Annotated in this window: 13 protein-coding genes; 4 read left to right on the top strand and 9 right to left on the bottom strand. The window is 72.6% G+C overall.

The annotated features are described in order from the left end of the window. Nucleotides 1–767: 767 nt before the first annotated feature. Both tyrS and NE234_RS43795 read right to left on the bottom strand, forming a co-directional pair. On the bottom strand, nucleotides 768–2,036 hold the full coding sequence (gene tyrS / locus NE234_RS43790) for a tyrosine--tRNA ligase (RefSeq protein ID WP_252787095.1): 1,269 nt from the start codon (nucleotides 2,034–2,036) through the stop codon (nucleotides 768–770). Between the two features lie 120 nt (nucleotides 2,037–2,156). Continuing rightward, a complete protein-coding gene (locus NE234_RS43795) occupies nucleotides 2,157–2,603 on the bottom strand; it encodes a MarR family winged helix-turn-helix transcriptional regulator (RefSeq protein ID WP_252787096.1) in 447 nt (148 codons plus the stop codon). 57 nt (nucleotides 2,604–2,660) lie between these two features. On the opposite strand from NE234_RS43795, the gene NE234_RS43800 reads away from it, so the two are divergent. Then, entirely contained in the window at nucleotides 2,661–3,056 is a 396-nt protein-coding gene (locus NE234_RS43800) for a hypothetical protein (RefSeq protein WP_252787097.1), read from the top strand. A gap of 20 nt (nucleotides 3,057–3,076) precedes the next feature. Here NE234_RS43800 and NE234_RS43805 read toward each other — a convergent pair whose 3' ends face one another. From NE234_RS43805 to argC, 7 genes are all read right to left on the bottom strand, one after another. Next, on the bottom strand, nucleotides 3,077–3,703 hold the full coding sequence (locus NE234_RS43805) for a DNA-3-methyladenine glycosylase (protein ID WP_252787098.1): 627 nt from the start codon (nucleotides 3,701–3,703) through the stop codon (nucleotides 3,077–3,079). Further along, on the bottom strand, nucleotides 3,703–5,133 hold the full coding sequence (argH, locus tag NE234_RS43810; protein ID WP_252787099.1) for an argininosuccinate lyase: 1,431 nt from the start codon (nucleotides 5,131–5,133) through the stop codon (nucleotides 3,703–3,705). Before argH ends, NE234_RS43805 begins: the two co-directional genes overlap by 1 nt. A gap of 221 nt (nucleotides 5,134–5,354) precedes the next feature. Beyond that, on the bottom strand, nucleotides 5,355–5,960 hold the full coding sequence (locus NE234_RS43815) for an arginine repressor (RefSeq protein ID WP_252787100.1): 606 nt from the start codon (nucleotides 5,958–5,960) through the stop codon (nucleotides 5,355–5,357). Next, nucleotides 5,957–7,129: an acetylornithine transaminase gene (locus tag NE234_RS43820; RefSeq protein WP_252787101.1), complete on the bottom strand. Its 1,173-nt coding sequence runs from the start codon at nucleotides 7,127–7,129 to the stop codon at nucleotides 5,957–5,959. Before NE234_RS43820 ends, NE234_RS43815 begins: the two co-directional genes overlap by 4 nt. Further along, nucleotides 7,126–8,043 carry an acetylglutamate kinase gene (argB, locus tag NE234_RS43825; protein ID WP_252787102.1) on the bottom strand — a complete coding sequence of 306 codons (918 nt, stop codon included), beginning with the start codon at nucleotides 8,041–8,043 and terminating at the stop codon, nucleotides 7,126–7,128. Before argB ends, NE234_RS43820 begins: the two co-directional genes overlap by 4 nt. Further along, nucleotides 8,040–9,194, bottom strand: a complete 1,155-nt coding sequence (argJ, locus tag NE234_RS43830) for a bifunctional glutamate N-acetyltransferase/amino-acid acetyltransferase ArgJ (RefSeq protein ID WP_252787103.1) — start codon at nucleotides 9,192–9,194, stop codon at nucleotides 8,040–8,042. The genes argB and argJ overlap by 4 nt, the downstream gene beginning before the upstream one ends. Beyond that, nucleotides 9,191–10,219 (bottom strand): N-acetyl-gamma-glutamyl-phosphate reductase, encoded by a 1,029-nt coding sequence (gene argC / locus NE234_RS43835; protein WP_252787104.1) that lies wholly within the window; start codon nucleotides 10,217–10,219, stop codon nucleotides 9,191–9,193. The genes argJ and argC overlap by 4 nt, the downstream gene beginning before the upstream one ends. A gap of 93 nt (nucleotides 10,220–10,312) precedes the next feature. Here argC and NE234_RS43840 point away from each other — a divergent pair, with 93 nt between their 5' ends. The 3 genes from NE234_RS43840 to NE234_RS43850 all read left to right on the top strand — a co-directional run bounded on the left by NE234_RS43840 (nucleotide 10,313) and on the right by NE234_RS43850 (nucleotide 14,719). Next, entirely contained in the window at nucleotides 10,313–10,696 is a 384-nt protein-coding gene (locus NE234_RS43840) for a hypothetical protein (RefSeq protein ID WP_252787105.1), read from the top strand. Nucleotides 10,697–10,807: 111 nt separating this feature from the next. Then, nucleotides 10,808–12,310: a CYTH and CHAD domain-containing protein gene (locus NE234_RS45750; RefSeq protein WP_252787106.1), complete on the top strand. Its 1,503-nt coding sequence runs from the start codon at nucleotides 10,808–10,810 to the stop codon at nucleotides 12,308–12,310. Nucleotides 12,311–12,676: 366 nt separating this feature from the next. Beyond that, entirely contained in the window at nucleotides 12,677–14,719 is a 2,043-nt protein-coding gene (locus NE234_RS43850) for a phosphocholine-specific phospholipase C (protein ID WP_252787107.1), read from the top strand. Nucleotides 14,720–14,832: the final 113 nt, after the last annotated feature.

Raw genomic sequence — 14,832 nt, forward strand, 5'->3', positions numbered from 1 at the left:
CCAGACAGCAACCACCCCGACCAGCAGAACCGGCCGCAGCAGCACCACCCAGAAGTTCCCCACCGGGCCGACCGCCGGATCCAACCGGCGTCCTGCATCCCGTCTCGGGGCGACCGCACCATGCTACCCCCATCCGAAACATCGTCGGACCGAGCAACTCAGTGCGGGTTCCCCCCGGGCCGGCCGCCTTCCGGCGTCCCGCTCCCCTGGGGGCGAAGAGAACATTACGACCGCCCGAAGACCCCGTCAAATCGGCGCTACGCGATCTCACACCCGCTGATCACGGCGAGCTCTCGTCCGAGACTGGATCTGCGCGATCAAGGGTCTCAGGAGGGTCGAAGCGGTTGTCCGCAGAAGTTGTCAACGCCTGCGCTGCCCGAGATGATCACCTCGTCGCAGCCGGCTGCCGAGCGGGGTGACCCCCGCTGTAAGCGGGTCAACGGCCTCCCGGCCCGGAGTATTCCCCCGCCGACCACGATCGAGACCGCTCGCCCGATCGAGGCGATTCCTGGGGCGCCTCATCGGCTCCCTCCTCAGGGAGTCGACGGCGCCCTCCGACCGGGCGGGCTGTTCGATCCGCACGCCGAGCCGCCATGAGGGGGCCGACGGGCCCTGAAGACCATCGCCATCGCCGTCGACAGGCTCCGCCGTACCACCCACCGCAGATCGGGCGTCGCAGGAGGACCCGCCCGGGCCGGAGCTCATCAACGGTCGGTCGTCCTGCTCGGGACCGGGCGGCGCCCCGCCGGGGGCGCCGCCCGGCGAGGTCACTCGGAGGTGACCGTCACTCCGCCGACGTTCCGCTTGCCGCGCCGGAGCACGAGGAAGCGGCCGTGCAGGAGGTCACCCTGATCGGGTACCGCCGACTCATCGGTGATCTTCACGTTGTTGACGTACGCGCCGCCCTGCGCGACCGTGCGCCGGGCCTCGGACTTGCTCCCTACCAGCCCGGTCGCCGTCAGCAGGTCGACGACGGGAGGCAGCGGCCCGGACACCGTCGTCGACGGCACCTCCGCGAGGGCGCTGCCCAGTGTGCGCTCGTCCAGCTCCGCCAGGTCGCCCTGGCCGAACAGCGCGCGAGAAGCGGCGATGACGCGCTGCGTCTCATCGGCGCCGTGGACGAGTGTGGTGAGCTCCTCCGCGAGGGCTCGCTGTGCCGCTCGGGCGGCGGGACGCTCGCTGGTCGCCTTCTCCAGCTCCTCGATCTCCTCCCGGCTCCGGAAGCTGAAGTACTTCAGGTAGGTCGGGACATCGCGATCGTCGGCGTTCAGCCAGAACTGGTAGAAGGCGTACGGCGAGGTCAGTTCGGGGTCCAGCCAGTACGTCTCGCCACCGGCCGTCTTGCCGAACTTCGTGCCGTCGGCCCGGGTGACGAGCGGGGTCGTGAGCGCGTGCGCGCTTCCGCCCTCCACTCGCCGGATGAGATCCACGCCCGCCGTGAGGTTGCCCCACTGGTCGCTGCCGCCGGTCTGCAGCCGGCAGCCGTACCTGCGGTACAGCTCGAGGAAGTCCATGGACTGCAGCAGCACGTAGCTGAACTCGGTGTAGCTCATCCCGGTGGTGTCCAGCCGGGACTTGACCGTCTCCCGGGCGAGCATGCGGTTGACGGGGAAGTGCTTGCCGATGTCGCGCAGGAACTCGATGGCCGACATGGGGCCGGTCCAGTCGAGGTTGCTGACGATCAGGCCGCGGTCGCCGGTCAGGTCGAGGAACCGGGACACCTGCCCTCGGATGCGCTCGACCCAGCCGGCGACGACCTCCTCGGAGTTGAGCGTGCGCTCGGCGCTCTTGCCGCTGGGATCACCGATGAGCCCGGTGGCGCCGCCGACCAGCCCGATCGTCCGGTGGCCCGCCTGCTGGAACCGGCGCAGCGTCAAAAGCTGCATCAGACTGCCCACGTGCAGCGAGGGCGCGGTCGGGTCGAAGCCGCAATAGAGCGTGACCGGCCCCGAGGCGAGCATGGCCCGCAGATCGTCCAGGTCGGTGGACTGTGTGATCAGGCCCCGCCAGGCGAGATCATCCAGGATGTCGGTCACGGTCTTCCTCGTCTCGTACGTACGTCCGGTCTCTTCAAGGATGCCGGACGGGTTCGGCACCAAGGTAACGGGTCGGCGGAGGGGTTCCCCACCGTAATCGGCCCGTATGACGCCGGCCGGTCAGCTGGGGAGGCCCTCGGCCCTCGCGATCGCGGCGAGCAGATCCTCGAGTAGGGCACGTTCGTCCGCATCGAGCGACGAGGTGAGGTCGTCGCCGAGGGCGCGCGCCGCCTCTGTGCAGTCGGCGAGCAGGTCACGACCGCTGTCCGTCAGCTCGAGTCGCTGACGGCGCCGGTCGTCGGGATCACGGAGGCGCTGGATGGCCTTCATCCCCTCCAGATGGTCGGCGAGGCTCACCACGAGGCTCGGTGCGACCCGCATGAGCCGGGCCAGTTCCAGCTGGGACATGGGTCCGCTGCCGGCGAGAGCGGCCAGCATGCCCACGTGCTTGACCTTGAGCCCGTAGGCCCGCGTCCTCTCGGCGAGGCGATCGGTGATGAGGGCGCCGAGGATGCCCATCCGGAACGTGAGCGTCGCGGTGAACGGTTCAGGCTCGACATCATCCACGAGGTGAATGCTAGCCTCTCCCGATAATTCATGACCTGAACGATTCTAGGAGTGAATATGACGCTCCCCCGCACTCTTGTCCTGGTGAACGGCCTCGCGGCACTGGGGTCCGCGGTGGCCTGTGTGATCGGGCTCGTCGATCCCGCGGCCCTGCTGCCCTCCGGCTCGGCCGTCACGAGCAGTGTCGACGTGTACGCGCGGCTGTACGGTGCCCGGGCGCTTCCGCTCAGCGCCGTGGTGCTCTACCTGCTCGTCACCGGGACACGGCGCGGTCTGATCCCGGTGCTGATGATCGCCGGCCTCGTCCAGGCCGCCGACGCGGCCATCGGCATCGCGTCGCACGCTCCTGGGATGGTCGTCGGCGGCACCGTCGCGGCCGCGATCCACCTCGTCTCCGCCGCATTCCTCGCCCGGGGAACGCGCGTGAACGGCCCGGCCCGCCTCAGCGAGTGACGCGGCCTGGTCGCCGCTTCCTAGCGGCGCGCCTCCGGATCCCGTCGGCGGCGGGGTGTGTGCAGGCGGTACGCGGACACGCTCGGGTCCCCGTCGATCCAGAACCGCCAGGGCACGTCCTTGGCGCTGGTCACCCCCGTGCGAGGCCCGGTGCGCACGTCGGCGGGCGCCGTGCCCGGCAGCATGCGCAGCGGGCTCTCCGGATCGCACACGTCGGCGCCGTACAGGGCGCGGTCGATGGCGAGGGCCTCGCAGAGCCGGGCCGGGCCCCGGGCCAGGTCGCGCACCGAGGAACGCGGCCGGCGCGCCATGGCCAGCTCGCGGCCCTCGATGATCTCCCCGGCCCGGATGAGCACGGCCGCGGCGGTCCCCTCCTCCAGGCACACGAGGTTCACGCAGTAGTGCATGCCGTACGTGAAGTACACGTACGTGTGGCCCGGCGGGCCGAACATGACCGCGTTGCGGTCCGTCCGGCCCCGGTAGGCGTGCGAGGCGGGATCGAGGGGCCCGGCGTACGCCTCGACCTCCGTCAGGCGCACCGCGACCGTGCCCTGGGGGGAGGAACGCTCGAGCACGCACCCGAGCAGGTCGGGTGCGACCTCTTCGGGCAGCCGGTCGAAGAACGCGCGCGGGAGCGGAGCCGTCATCAGGCCCCCGCGGCCGCCCAGGAGGCGTGGCCGTCGACGAGGGAGCGCAGCGCGGTGAGCTGCTCGGCGACGCGCTCCGGGGAGGTGCCGCCGTACGCCTTGCGCGCGGCCAGCGCGCCCTGGACGGAGAACACGTCGCGTACGTCCGGAGTCAGGTGCGGAGAGACCTTGGCGAGCTCGTCGTCGGTGAGGTCGCCGAAGTCCTTGTCGTTGACCTGGCACCAGACGACGAGGTGGCCGACGACCTCGTGCGCGTCGCGGAACGGAACGCCCTTGCGGACCAGCAGCTCGGCGACGTCGGTGGCCAGCGCGAAGCCCTGCGGCGCGAGGGCCTCCAGGCGTGCGGTGTTGACGCGCATGGTGGCGATCAGGCCGGACATGGCGGGCAGGACGAGCAGGAGGGTGTCGACGGCGTCGAACACACCCTCCTTATCCTCCTGCAGGTCGCGGTTGTAGGTGAGCGGCAGGCCCTTGAGCGTGGTCAGCAGGGCGGTGAGGTGGCCGATGAGCCGGCCGGTCTTACCGCGGGCGAGCTCGGCGACGTCCGGGTTCTTCTTCTGGGGCATGATCGACGACCCGGTCGCGTAGGTGTCGTCCATCTCGATCCAGCGGAACTCCTGGGACGCCCAGAGGACGACCTCTTCGCCCAGACGCGAGAGGTGCACGCCGATCAGGGCCGCCGCGGCGAGGAACTCCACGGCGTAGTCCCGGTCGCTGACGGCGTCCATCGAGTTCGGGGCGGCCGCGTCGAACCCGAGCTCCTCCGCGACGGCCTCGGGGTCCAGCGGCAGCGAGGACCCGGCGAGCGCGCCGGAGCCGAGCGGGCTGATCGCGGCCCGCTTGTCCCAGTCCCGGAGCCGGTCGACGTCGCGGGCGAACGCGTGCACGTGTGCCAGGAGCTGGTGGGAGAAGAGCACCGGCTGGGCGTGCTGCAGGTGGGTCATCCCCGGGGCGGCCACGCCGAGGTTGTGGTCGGCCTGCGCGATCAGCGCGGTCTCCAGCTCGACGAGGCGGGACACGATCTGCCGGACGTGGTCCCGCAGGTACAGCCGCAGGTCGGTGGCGACCTGGTCGTTGCGGCTGCGCCCGGCGCGCAGCTTGCCGCCGAGGGCGCCGAGGCGTTCGAGCAGGCCGCGTTCGAGCGCGGTGTGAACGTCCTCGTCGGCGACGGCCGGCCGGAAGTCGCCGGAGCGGCAGGCATCGTCGAGGTCGTCGAGCGCGTCGAGCATGCGGCGCAGCTCGTCCTCGGTGAGCAGACCCGCGCGGTGCAGGACCCGCGCGTGGGCGCGCGATCCCAGCAGGTCGTACGGGGCGAGCCGCCAGTCGAACTGCACACTGACCGACAGCCGGGCGAGGGCCTCGGACGGACCGCCCTCGAACCGGCCGCCCCACAGCCTGGTCGGCGTCTTGCGCTGCTGGTCGTCCGTCACGCTGTTCTTCTCCCTGGGAAAGCTGTTGGCAGGCGTCCTTGACCGGCCGCCGATGCGAAACTACTGCATGTCAGGCGGGCCGTGTCGGCGGCCGCCCGCAGGCGGCCGTAAAGCTCGATCATGAAGTGGTCCCGGCGTACGCCGGGGGGTTCGCTCCGGGCCGGAGCGTCGGTCGGGCACCGCTACGGGCGGTGCCTCAGGGCGTGTCCGGTGGACACGCCCTAAGATCGTCGCTCGGCGGGCTCGGGGCCCGCCGACGCGCCGACGGGCTCCCAGGACGGGCCCGCGCCGAGGTCGCGCGGAACGCGCGGGGCGCGTTCGTCCGGCCGGCGCTCGGTCAGCGCGAGCAGGGCCGCCGCGAGGTCGTCGCCGCCCGAGGGATCGCGCGCGATCACCAGGACGGTGTCGTCGCCGGCGACGGTGCCGAGCACGGCGGGCCAGTCGGCGTGGTCGATGGCCGAGGCGAGGAACTGCGCGGCGCCGGCCGGGGTCCGCACGATCACGAGGTTGGCGGATGCCTCGGCCGAGACCAGCAGCTCCTGGGCGAGCCGGGCCAGCCGGCCGCCGAACGTCTCCGCGGCGCCGGTCCGGGCCCGGCGGATGCGCTCGCCGCCCTCCCCGGGCACCGCGTAGATCAGTGAGCCGTCCTCGGCGCGCAGCTTGACCGCGCCGATGTCGACGAGGTCGCGCGACAGGGTGGCCTGGGTGACGTCGACGCCGGCGTCGGCGAGCAGCCGGGCCAGCTCGCTCTGGGAGTGCACGGCGTTGCGTCCGAGCAGCTCGATGATCCGGGACTGCCGGGCCGTTTTCGTCAGGGGCGTGGTCATGGCGACCCCAGTATGCCCGGCAGGGCCGTCACAAAGGAGTCGATCTCGTCGGACGTGATGACCAACGGCGGGGCGAGGCGTACCGCCTGCGGCGCGACCGCGTTGACGAGGAAGCCGGCGTCGCGGGCGGCGGTCTGGACGGCCGCGGACTTCGGCTCGGTGAGGACGATCGCCCGCCACAGCCCGCGGCCGCGTACGCCCGCGAGGAGCGGGTGGTCGATCGCCTGGATGCCGGCGGCGAGCTGGTCGCCGATCTTGGTGACGTGGTCGAGGAGCCCGTCGCGCTCGATGGTGTCGAGCACGGCCAGCGCGGCCGCGCACGCTACCGGGTTCCCGCCGAACGTCGAGCCGTGGTCGCCTTTCTCGAACGCCGTGGCGTACGGGCCGAAGCCGACGCAGGCGCCGATGGGCAGGCCGCCGCCGAGCCCCTTCGCCAGGGTGATCACGTCGGGGCGGACGCCCTCGTGCTGGTGCTGGAACCAGGTGCCGGTGCGGCCGATGCCGCTTTGGATCTCGTCGAGGACGAGCGCCGCGCCGGCCTCGTCGCAGATCGCCCGCGCGGCGGTGAGGTAGCCCTCCGGCGGCGGGATGACGCCGGCCTCGCCCTGGGTCGGCTCGAGGAAGACGGCCGCGCAGTCGCCGGTGACGGCGGCGCGCAGCTCGTCGACCGAGCCGTACGTCACGAACCGCACGTCCGCGGCGTACGGGCCGAACGGCTCGCGGATCGACGCCTTGCCGGTCAGCGCGAGGGAGCCCATCGTACGGCCGTGGAAGCCGCTCTCGGCCGCGACCACGTAGCTCCTGCCGGGGCCGGCGTGCCGCCGGACGAGCTTGTAGGCCGCCTCGTTGGCCTCGGTACCGGAGTTGGCGAAGAAGACGCGCCCGTTCCCGCCGAGCAGGCCGAGCAGCCGCTCGGCGAGCAGGACCTCGGGCTCGTGCAGGAAGAGGTTGGACGTGTGCGCGATCGTGGCGACCTGCGCGGACACCGCCTCCACGATCGCCGGGTGCGCGTGCCCGAGCGAGGAGACCGCGATGCCGCCGATCAGGTCGAGATAGGCGTTGCCGTCGGTGTCCCAGACCCGGCAGCCCTCGCCGCGGGCCAGCGCGACCGGCGGGACACCGTAGTTGGGCATCAGCGCCGCTTCGAACCGTTTACGCAGGTCGTTCATGCCGGCACCACCATCGTTCCGATTCCCTCGTCGGTGAAGACCTCCAGCAGCAGCGCGTGCGGGACCCGGCCGTCCAGGACGTGGGCCCGCGGCACCCCGCCGCGCACCGCCCGCAGGCATGCCTCCATCTTCGGCACCATGCCCGCCGACAGGTCGGGCAGCAACGCCTCCAGGTCGTCGGCGGTGATCTGGTCGATCACCTCGGAGGCGTCCGCGGAGCCGTCGGCGGGCCAGTCGGAGTACAGGCCCTCGACGTCCGTGAGCACGATCAGCTTGCCGGCCTGCAGGGCGACGGCCAGCGCGCCCGCCGCGGTGTCGGCGTTGACGTTGAAGACCTCGCCGTCCTCGCCGCGCGCGATGCTGGAGATCACCGGGATGCGGCCGTCGTCGAGGAGGCTGCGGACCGCGCCGGTGTCGACGTCGACGATCTCGCCGACCATGCCGAGGTCGACCTCCCGGCCGTCCACGACCGCGGTCTTGCGCTCGGCGGTGAACAGCCGGGCGTCCTCCCCCGACATGCCGACGCCGAACGCGCCGTGCTGGTTGAGCAGTCCGACGACGTCCGGTCCGACCTGGCCGACCAGCACCATGCGGACGACGTCCATCGTCTCCGGCGTGGTCACCCGGAGCCCGGCCGTGAAGGTGCTCTCCAGGCCGAGCCGGTCGAGCTGGGCGTTGATCTGCGGGCCGCCGCCGTGCACGACGACCGGGCGGAGCCCGGCGTAGCGGAGGAAGGCGACGTCGCGGGCGAAGGCCAGCCGCAGCTCATCGTCGATCATGGCGTGGCCGCCGTACTTGATCACGACGGTCGTACCGTGGAACTCCTCGAGCCAGGGCAGCGCCTCGATGAGCGTGGCCGCCTTCTGCAGGGCGGCGGCGCCCGCCCGCGTGCGGATGCGCGGTTTCGTCGTCATGAGGAGTACGCCGAGTTCTCGTGGACGTAGTCGGCGGTCAGGTCGGTGGTGTGCACGGTCGCGGTGTGGGTGCCGGAGCCGAGGTCGACCGTGATGGTCACGTCCCGTGGCCGCATGTCGACCTTGGAGCGGTCGTCGCCGACGGACCCGTTGCGGCACACCCAGACGCCGTTGATCGCGACGTTGAGCCGGTCGGGTTCGAAGACGGCGTCGGTGGTGCCGACGGCGGACAGCACCCGCCCCCAGTTCGGGTCCTCGCCGTGGATGGCGCACTTCAGCAGGTTGCTGCGGGCCACCGCGCGGCCGACGAGGACCGCGTCGTGGTCGTCGGCCGCGCCGACGACCTCGATCGCGATCGCCTTGGTCGCCCCCTCGGCGTCCAGCAGCAGCTGCCGGGACAGGTCGGCGCAGATGTCGGTGACCGTACGGGCGAGCTCGTCCTCGGACGGGGTCACTCCGCTCGCGCCGCTGGCGAGCAGCAGGACGGTGTCGTTGGTGGACATGCACCCGTCGGTGTCGAGCCGGTCGAAGGTCACCTCGCACGCCCGCCGCAGCACCCGGTCGAGCGTCTCCGCGTCGACGTCGGCGTCGGTCGTGATGACGCAGAGCATGGTGGCGAGGGCCGGCGCGAGCATGCCCGCGCCCTTGGCCATGCCGCCGACCGTGTACCCCTCGGTCGCCCGGCGGAAGGCGATCTTGGCGACGGTGTCCGTGGTCCGGATCGCGTCGGCCGCCGGGAGGCCGCCGTCGCGGGACAGCTCACGTGCCGCCTCCTCGACGCCGTCCAGCAGGGGGTCCATGGGCAGCCGCTCGCCGATCAGGCCGGTGGAACAGACCGCGACCTCGCCCGCAGAATCGCCGAGGAGCTCGGCGACCTTCTCCGCGGTCCGGTGCGTGTCCTGGAAACCCGCCGGGCCGGTGCAGGCGTTGGCTCCGCCGGAGTTCAGTACGACGGCGCGCACCCGGCCGCCGCGCAGCACCTGCTCGGACCACAGCACCGGCGCGGCCTTCACGCGGTTGCGGGTGAAGACGCCGGCCGCCGCGCGGGACGGGCCGTCGTTGACGACGAGGGCGAGGTCGCGTTCACCGCCCTTCTTGATGCCGGCGGCGAGTCCCGCCGCTCTGAAGCCGAGAGGTGCGGTGACGCTCACGGGGCGACTCCGATCGTGGTGAGACCCAGTTGTTCGGGGAGGCCTAGGGCGAGGTTCGCGCTCTGCACGGCCCCGCCGGCGGTGCCCTTGGTCAGGTTGTCGATGGCGGCCACCGCGATGACGCGGCCGGCCCGTTCGTCGAGCGCGACCTGGACGACGGCGGTGTTCGCGCCGAGCGTCATCGCGGTCGCGGGCCACTGCCCCTCGGGCAGCAGGCGGACGAACGGCTCGCCGGCGTACGCGCGGACGTAGGCCTCGCGCAGGCTCTGCGCGGTGACGCCCGGCGCGGCCTTGGCCGAGCAGGTGGCGAGGATCCCCCGGCTCATCGGCGCGAGGGTCGGCGTGAAGGACACGGTGACCGGGTGCCCGGCGACCGCGGACAGCTGCTGGGTGATCTCCGGGGTGTGCCGGTGGACGCCGCCCACGCCGTACGCGCTCATGGAGCCCATGACCTCGCTGCCGAGCAGATTCGGCTTCGGCGCGCGCCCCGCTCCCGAGGTGCCGGAGGCGGCGACGATCACGGCCTCGGGCTCGGCCAGCCCGGCGGCGTACGCGGGGAACAGCGCCAGCAGCGACACGGTCGGGTAGCAGCCCGGCACCGCGACGCGCCGGGTGTCGCGGAGCCGCTCGCGGTTGCCCGGCAGCTCGGGCAGGCCGTACGGCCACGTGCCGGCGTGCGTGCCGCCGTAGTAGTGCTCCCACTCGGCCGGGTCGGAGAGCCGGAAGTCGGCGCCGCAGTCGACGACGAGCACGTCGTCGCCGAGGTGCTCGGCGATCGGCCCGGACTGCCCGTGCGGCAGGGCCAGGAAGACCACGTCGTGGCCCGCCAGGGTCTCGGGCGTCGTCTCGGCGAGAACACGGTCCGCCAGGGGGTGCAGATGCGGCTGGTGGGCCCCGAGGAGGGTGCCCGCGCTCGACGCGGCGGTCAGCGCGCCGATCTCGAACTCGGGGTGGCCGGACAGAACGCGCAGCAGCTCACCGCCCGCGTAGCCGCTCGCTCCCGCGACCGCCGCCCGCGTGCCCATCGTCTCCCCCTCCGTCGATGCGTTAAGTATGCATTTCCCTGCATCATCATGCAACCGCAGTCCGGCATCCGAGAAAACGTTAGGGTCCTGCCCATGCGCCGCATCGCCGTGCTCTCCCTCCCCCTGACCCTCCTGCTCGCCGCCGCCGGCTGCGGCTCGGGCGGCGGGCCGAAGACCGCGACGACACCGCCGGCCCGCGCGGTGGACTGCGGGCAGATCGACACCGCCGGCGGCGCCTCCGCGTACCTGAAGGTCACCAAGGGGTCGGCTCCGTGCGGGGAGGCGGTGTCCGTCTATAAGGCGTTCTTCGCGGCCATCGCCGAGGGCAGGGCGCCCGGGCAGGGCAGCGGAGGCAGCCTCGCGGTCCAGGGCTGGTCGTGCGTGATCTATCCGCCCGACCAGATCCAGCAGAGCGGCCGCGGCGCCGACTGCGCCAAGGGCGGCACCACCGTCACCGCGTTCCAGAAGGCGCACTGACCGCCCCTTCGACTCGGCGAGAGGCCACTTCCCTTCCTCGGCGATTCTTCGACGGCCGCGATTCGGGTATGTCGTTCTGCCCCGATATGTCGCTGTTTCAAGGAGAGAAGAGTGGCTCGCCATACGGAGCTCGAGCGAAAGTACGACGCCGAGGCCGACTTCGTGGTCCCGGACCTGGAGGTACGGGTCGGCGCCCCCGCCACGCACACCCTTCAGGCCCGTTACTTCGACACGGAGGACCTGCGCCTCGCCGCCCGCGGAATCACCCTGCGCCGGCGGCAGGGCGGTGACGACGCCGGATGGCATCTGAAGCTACCGGCCGGGAAGAACACCAGACGCGAGATCCAGCTGCCGCTCGGCGAGAGCGCGCAGACCGTGCCGGCGGAACTGGCCACGCTCGTCACCGCCCACACCCGTGGCCGGCCGCTGACCCCGGTCGCCGAGGTGGAGACCCGCCGGATCGAGCGCCCGCTGCTCGACGAGGACGGCCGGGTGCTGGCGAAGCTCGCCGACGACACGGTGCACGCGCACCCGTTCGGGCCCGGCGGCGGCGAGGTCCGCCTGATGACGTGGCGGGAGATCGAGATCGAGGCCGTCACCGCCTCCGACGGCTTCCTGGCGGCCGTCGGCGACCACCTGCTCGCCGCCGGCGCGCGGGAGGCGGCCGCCCGTTCCAAGCTCGCGCGGACGCTGGAGACGGTCCCCTCCGCCGCGCCGCCGCCGGCCACCGGCACGGCCGGCGACGTGTTCCTGACCTATCTGGGCCGGCACTTCGGCAAGATGCTGGCCTACGACCCGCTGGTCCGCCTGGCCGACCACGACGACGACTCGGTGCACAAGATGCGGGTGTCGGTCCGGCGGATGCGCAGCCTGCTGCGCACCCACCGGCGCATGATCGATCCGGCGCGTGCCGCCGGGTTGGACGCGGAGCTGAAGTGGCTGGCCGACGCCCTTGGCGAGGTCCGCGACCTGGAGGTCCTGCGCGCCCGCTTCGAGCGGCGCCTCGAACAGGTGCCGGACGCCGGCCGGGAGCCGACCTGGCTCGCCGCGATGGCGGCGGACGAGCTCCGCGCTCGCGACCGGCTCCGCGAGGCGCTGTCCTCGCCCCGCTACCTCTCCCTGCTGGACAGCGTCGACGCCTTCCTCGCCGCCCCGCCGCTTCTCCCCCGGCGCTCCGGCCACCGGGCCCGTACGGAGACGGCCAAGGCCGTGGCGAAGTCCTGGCGGAAGATGCTGCGCCGCCACGCCCACGCGGCCGGCCTGCCCGCCGGTCCCGCGCGCGACGCGGCCCTGCACCGGACCCGGAAGGCCGCCAAACGCGCCCGCTACACCTCCGAGGCCGCCGCGCCCGCCCTGGGCTCCCCCGCCAAGAAGCTGGCCCGCCGGGCCGAGCGGCTGCAGGAGCTGCTGGGCGCGCACCACGACGGCGTCGTCGCCGCCGAGCGGCTCGGCGAGCTGGCCCGCCGTCCCGGGACGCCGGCCACCGAGGCGTTCACCCTCGGCCGGCTCGCCGAGCGGGAGGAACACGACCGGGAACGCGTGCTCCGGAAGCTACCGGCCGTCGTGAAGAAAGCCGCCAAGCGCAAGCCGCTCCGCAAGCTCGGCGGTAGCTGACCGACGCACGATCTCCGAGCGGCGCGGCCGGGTGCCTCCGGCCCGCGCGGACCGGAGCCGATACCGCCGGCGCGCCGAAGCGCCTCCCGCCCGCCCGGGCCGGAGCCGGTACCGCCCGTGCGTCGCGGCGCCTCCCGCCCGCCCGGGGATCGAAGCCCACGCCACCGGCGCGCCGCAGCGCGTCACACCCGGCCGGAGGCCGAAGCCCCCGCCGCCGGCGCGCCGAGGCGTCTCCTGTCTCCGGCGCGCGGTGGCCCGGATTGGCCAATGTTTTCGCTGGATTTCTCCCGCCGGTCTTGATCAGTTGCGGATCACTTGAGATCACTGTCCTGCCCCCGATGACCCCGAACCCGAGGCAGGACCCCCATGACCATCGACCGTCGACGATTCCTGCAAGTGGCCGGCGGGACCGCCGCGATGACCGCGCTGTCCACGAGCATCGCCCGCGCGGCGGAGATCCCCGCGGCCCGGCGCAGCGGCACCCTGCGCGACATCGAGCACATCGTGGTGCTCATGCAGGAGAACCGGTCCTTCGACCACTACTTCGGCACGCTGCGCGGCGTACGGGGCTTCGGCGACCCGACCCCCGTGACGCTCCCCAGCGGGAAGCCCGTGTGGTACCAGTCCGACGGCACGAAGGACGTCCTTCCGTTCCGGCCGGACGCCACCGACCTCGGGCTGCGGTTCCTCCAGGACCTCGACCACAGCTGGAACGGCGGCCACGCCGCCTGGAACAACGGCGCGTACGACCGGTGGGTGCCGGCGAAGACGGCCACGACCATGGCCTACCTCACCCGCGAGGACATTCCGTTCCACTACGCGCTGGCCGACGCCTTCACCATCTGCGACGCCTACCACTGCTCGATGTTGGGGCCGACCGACCCGAACCGGTACTACATGTGGACGGGCTATACCGGCAACGACGGCAAGGGCGGCGGCCCCGTCCTCGGCAACGACGAGGCCGGATACTCCTGGACCACCTATCCCGAGCGCCTGGAGAAGGCCGGGATCTCCTGGAAGATCTACCAGGACGCCGGTGACGGCCTCGACGCCAAGGGCTTCTGGGGGTGGACGAACGACGCCTACATCGGCAACTACGGCGACAACTCACTGCTGTACTTCACGCAGTACCAGAACGCCCGGCCCGGCGACCCGCTGTACGAGCGGGCGCGGACCGGCACCGACGCCAAGAACGGGCAGGGGCTCTTCGACATCCTCAAGGCGGACGTCACGGCGGGCCGCCTGCCGCAGGTCTCCTGGATCGCGGCTCCGGAGGCGTTCACCGAGCACCCGAACTGGCCGGCCAACTACGGCGCCTGGTACATCGCCCAGGTCCTCGACGCCCTGACGGCGAATCCCGACGTGTGGAGCAGGACGGCGCTGTTCATCACCTACGACGAGAACGACGGTTTCTTCGACCACGCCGTGCCGCCGTATCCGCCGACGTCTCCGGCCCAGGGGCGCTCGACGGTGGACGTCACCGGCGAGGTCTACCACCAGGCGGGGTCCGGGACGAACGTCACGGGCCCGTACGGTCTCGGGCAGCGCGTCCCCATGTTCGTCGTCTCGCCGTGGAGCAAGGGCGGCTGGCTGTGCTCGGAGGTCTTCGACCACACCTCGATCATCCGCTTCATGGAGCGCCGCTTCGGCGTCCGCGAGCCGAACATCTCGGCCTGGCGCAGAGCGGTCTGCGGCGACCTGACCTCGGCGTTCGACTTCGGCCGTACGGCCGCGGCGATGCCCGCCCTCCCCGACACCAGGGGCTACCTCCCGCCGGACCGCGACCGGCACCCCGACTACGTGCCGAAGCCGCCGGCGCACCCGGCTCTGCCCCGGCAGGAGCGCGGCCTGCGCCCGGCCCGGCCGCTGCCGTACGACCTGGCCGCGGACGGCCGGGCGAGCAGCACCGGCCTGGTGATCGACTTCGCCGAGCACGGCACGGTGGCCGCGGTCTTCCACATCACCTCCGCGAGCCACGCGGGCGGGCCCTGGACCTACACCGTCGGCCGCGGCAGCCGCCTCTCCGCGACCTGGGGCCCGGGTCCGTACGACGTCGAGGTGCACGGGCCGAACGGGTTCCTCCGGCGGCTCGCGGGTCCCGGCGGCGCCGGCCCGGAGGTGACGGCCCGCCACGAGGGGGCCGGTGAGCAGGTCCGTCTGGTCCTGACCAACGGCGGCGAGCAGCCCGTGCGGCTGACGGTCAAGGACGCCTACGGAGACGAGCGCCCGGTGACGTACCGGCTCCGGCCCGGCGGCCGCGCGGTCCACGTGGCGTCGGCCCGTCGCCGTCACGGCTGGTACGACCTGTCGGTCACCTCGGACCACGACAAGACGTTCGTCCGGCGGCTCGTCGGCCACGTCGAGACCGGCCGCCCGAGCACCAGCGACCCGGCGATCGCCACGGTCTGAGCCAGGCGATCGTCGCCACGGTCTGAGCCAGGCGATCGTCGCCACGGTCTGAGCCAGGCGATCGTCGCCACGGTCTGAGCCAGGCGATCGTCGCCACGGTCTGAGCCAGGCGA

Source organism: Actinoallomurus rhizosphaericola (assembly GCF_024055675.1).
Classification (GTDB): Bacteria; Actinomycetota; Actinomycetes; order Streptosporangiales; family Streptosporangiaceae; genus Actinoallomurus; species Actinoallomurus soli.

What these genes read in the sequence shown, in the direction of transcription:
- NE234_RS43800 (WP_252787097.1), top strand. Translation starts at nt 2,661, where the DNA reads ATGACGCTCCCCCGCACTCTTGTCCTGGTGAACGGCCTCGCGGCACTG.
- NE234_RS43805 (WP_252787098.1), bottom strand. Translation starts at nt 3,703, where the DNA reads ATGACGGCTCCGCTCCCGCGCGCGTTCTTCGACCGGCTGCCCGAAGAG.
- NE234_RS43815 (WP_252787100.1), bottom strand. Translation starts at nt 5,960, where the DNA reads ATGACCACGCCCCTGACGAAAACGGCCCGGCAGTCCCGGATCATCGAG.
- NE234_RS43820 (WP_252787101.1), bottom strand. Translation starts at nt 7,129, where the DNA reads ATGAACGACCTGCGTAAACGGTTCGAAGCGGCGCTGATGCCCAACTAC.
- argB (WP_252787102.1), bottom strand. Translation starts at nt 8,043, where the DNA reads ATGACGACGAAACCGCGCATCCGCACGCGGGCGGGCGCCGCCGCCCTG.
- argC (WP_252787104.1), bottom strand. Translation starts at nt 10,219, where the DNA reads ATGGGCACGCGGGCGGCGGTCGCGGGAGCGAGCGGCTACGCGGGCGGT.
- NE234_RS43840 (WP_252787105.1), top strand. Translation starts at nt 10,313, where the DNA reads ATGCGCCGCATCGCCGTGCTCTCCCTCCCCCTGACCCTCCTGCTCGCC.
- NE234_RS43850 (WP_252787107.1), top strand. Translation starts at nt 12,677, where the DNA reads ATGACCATCGACCGTCGACGATTCCTGCAAGTGGCCGGCGGGACCGCC.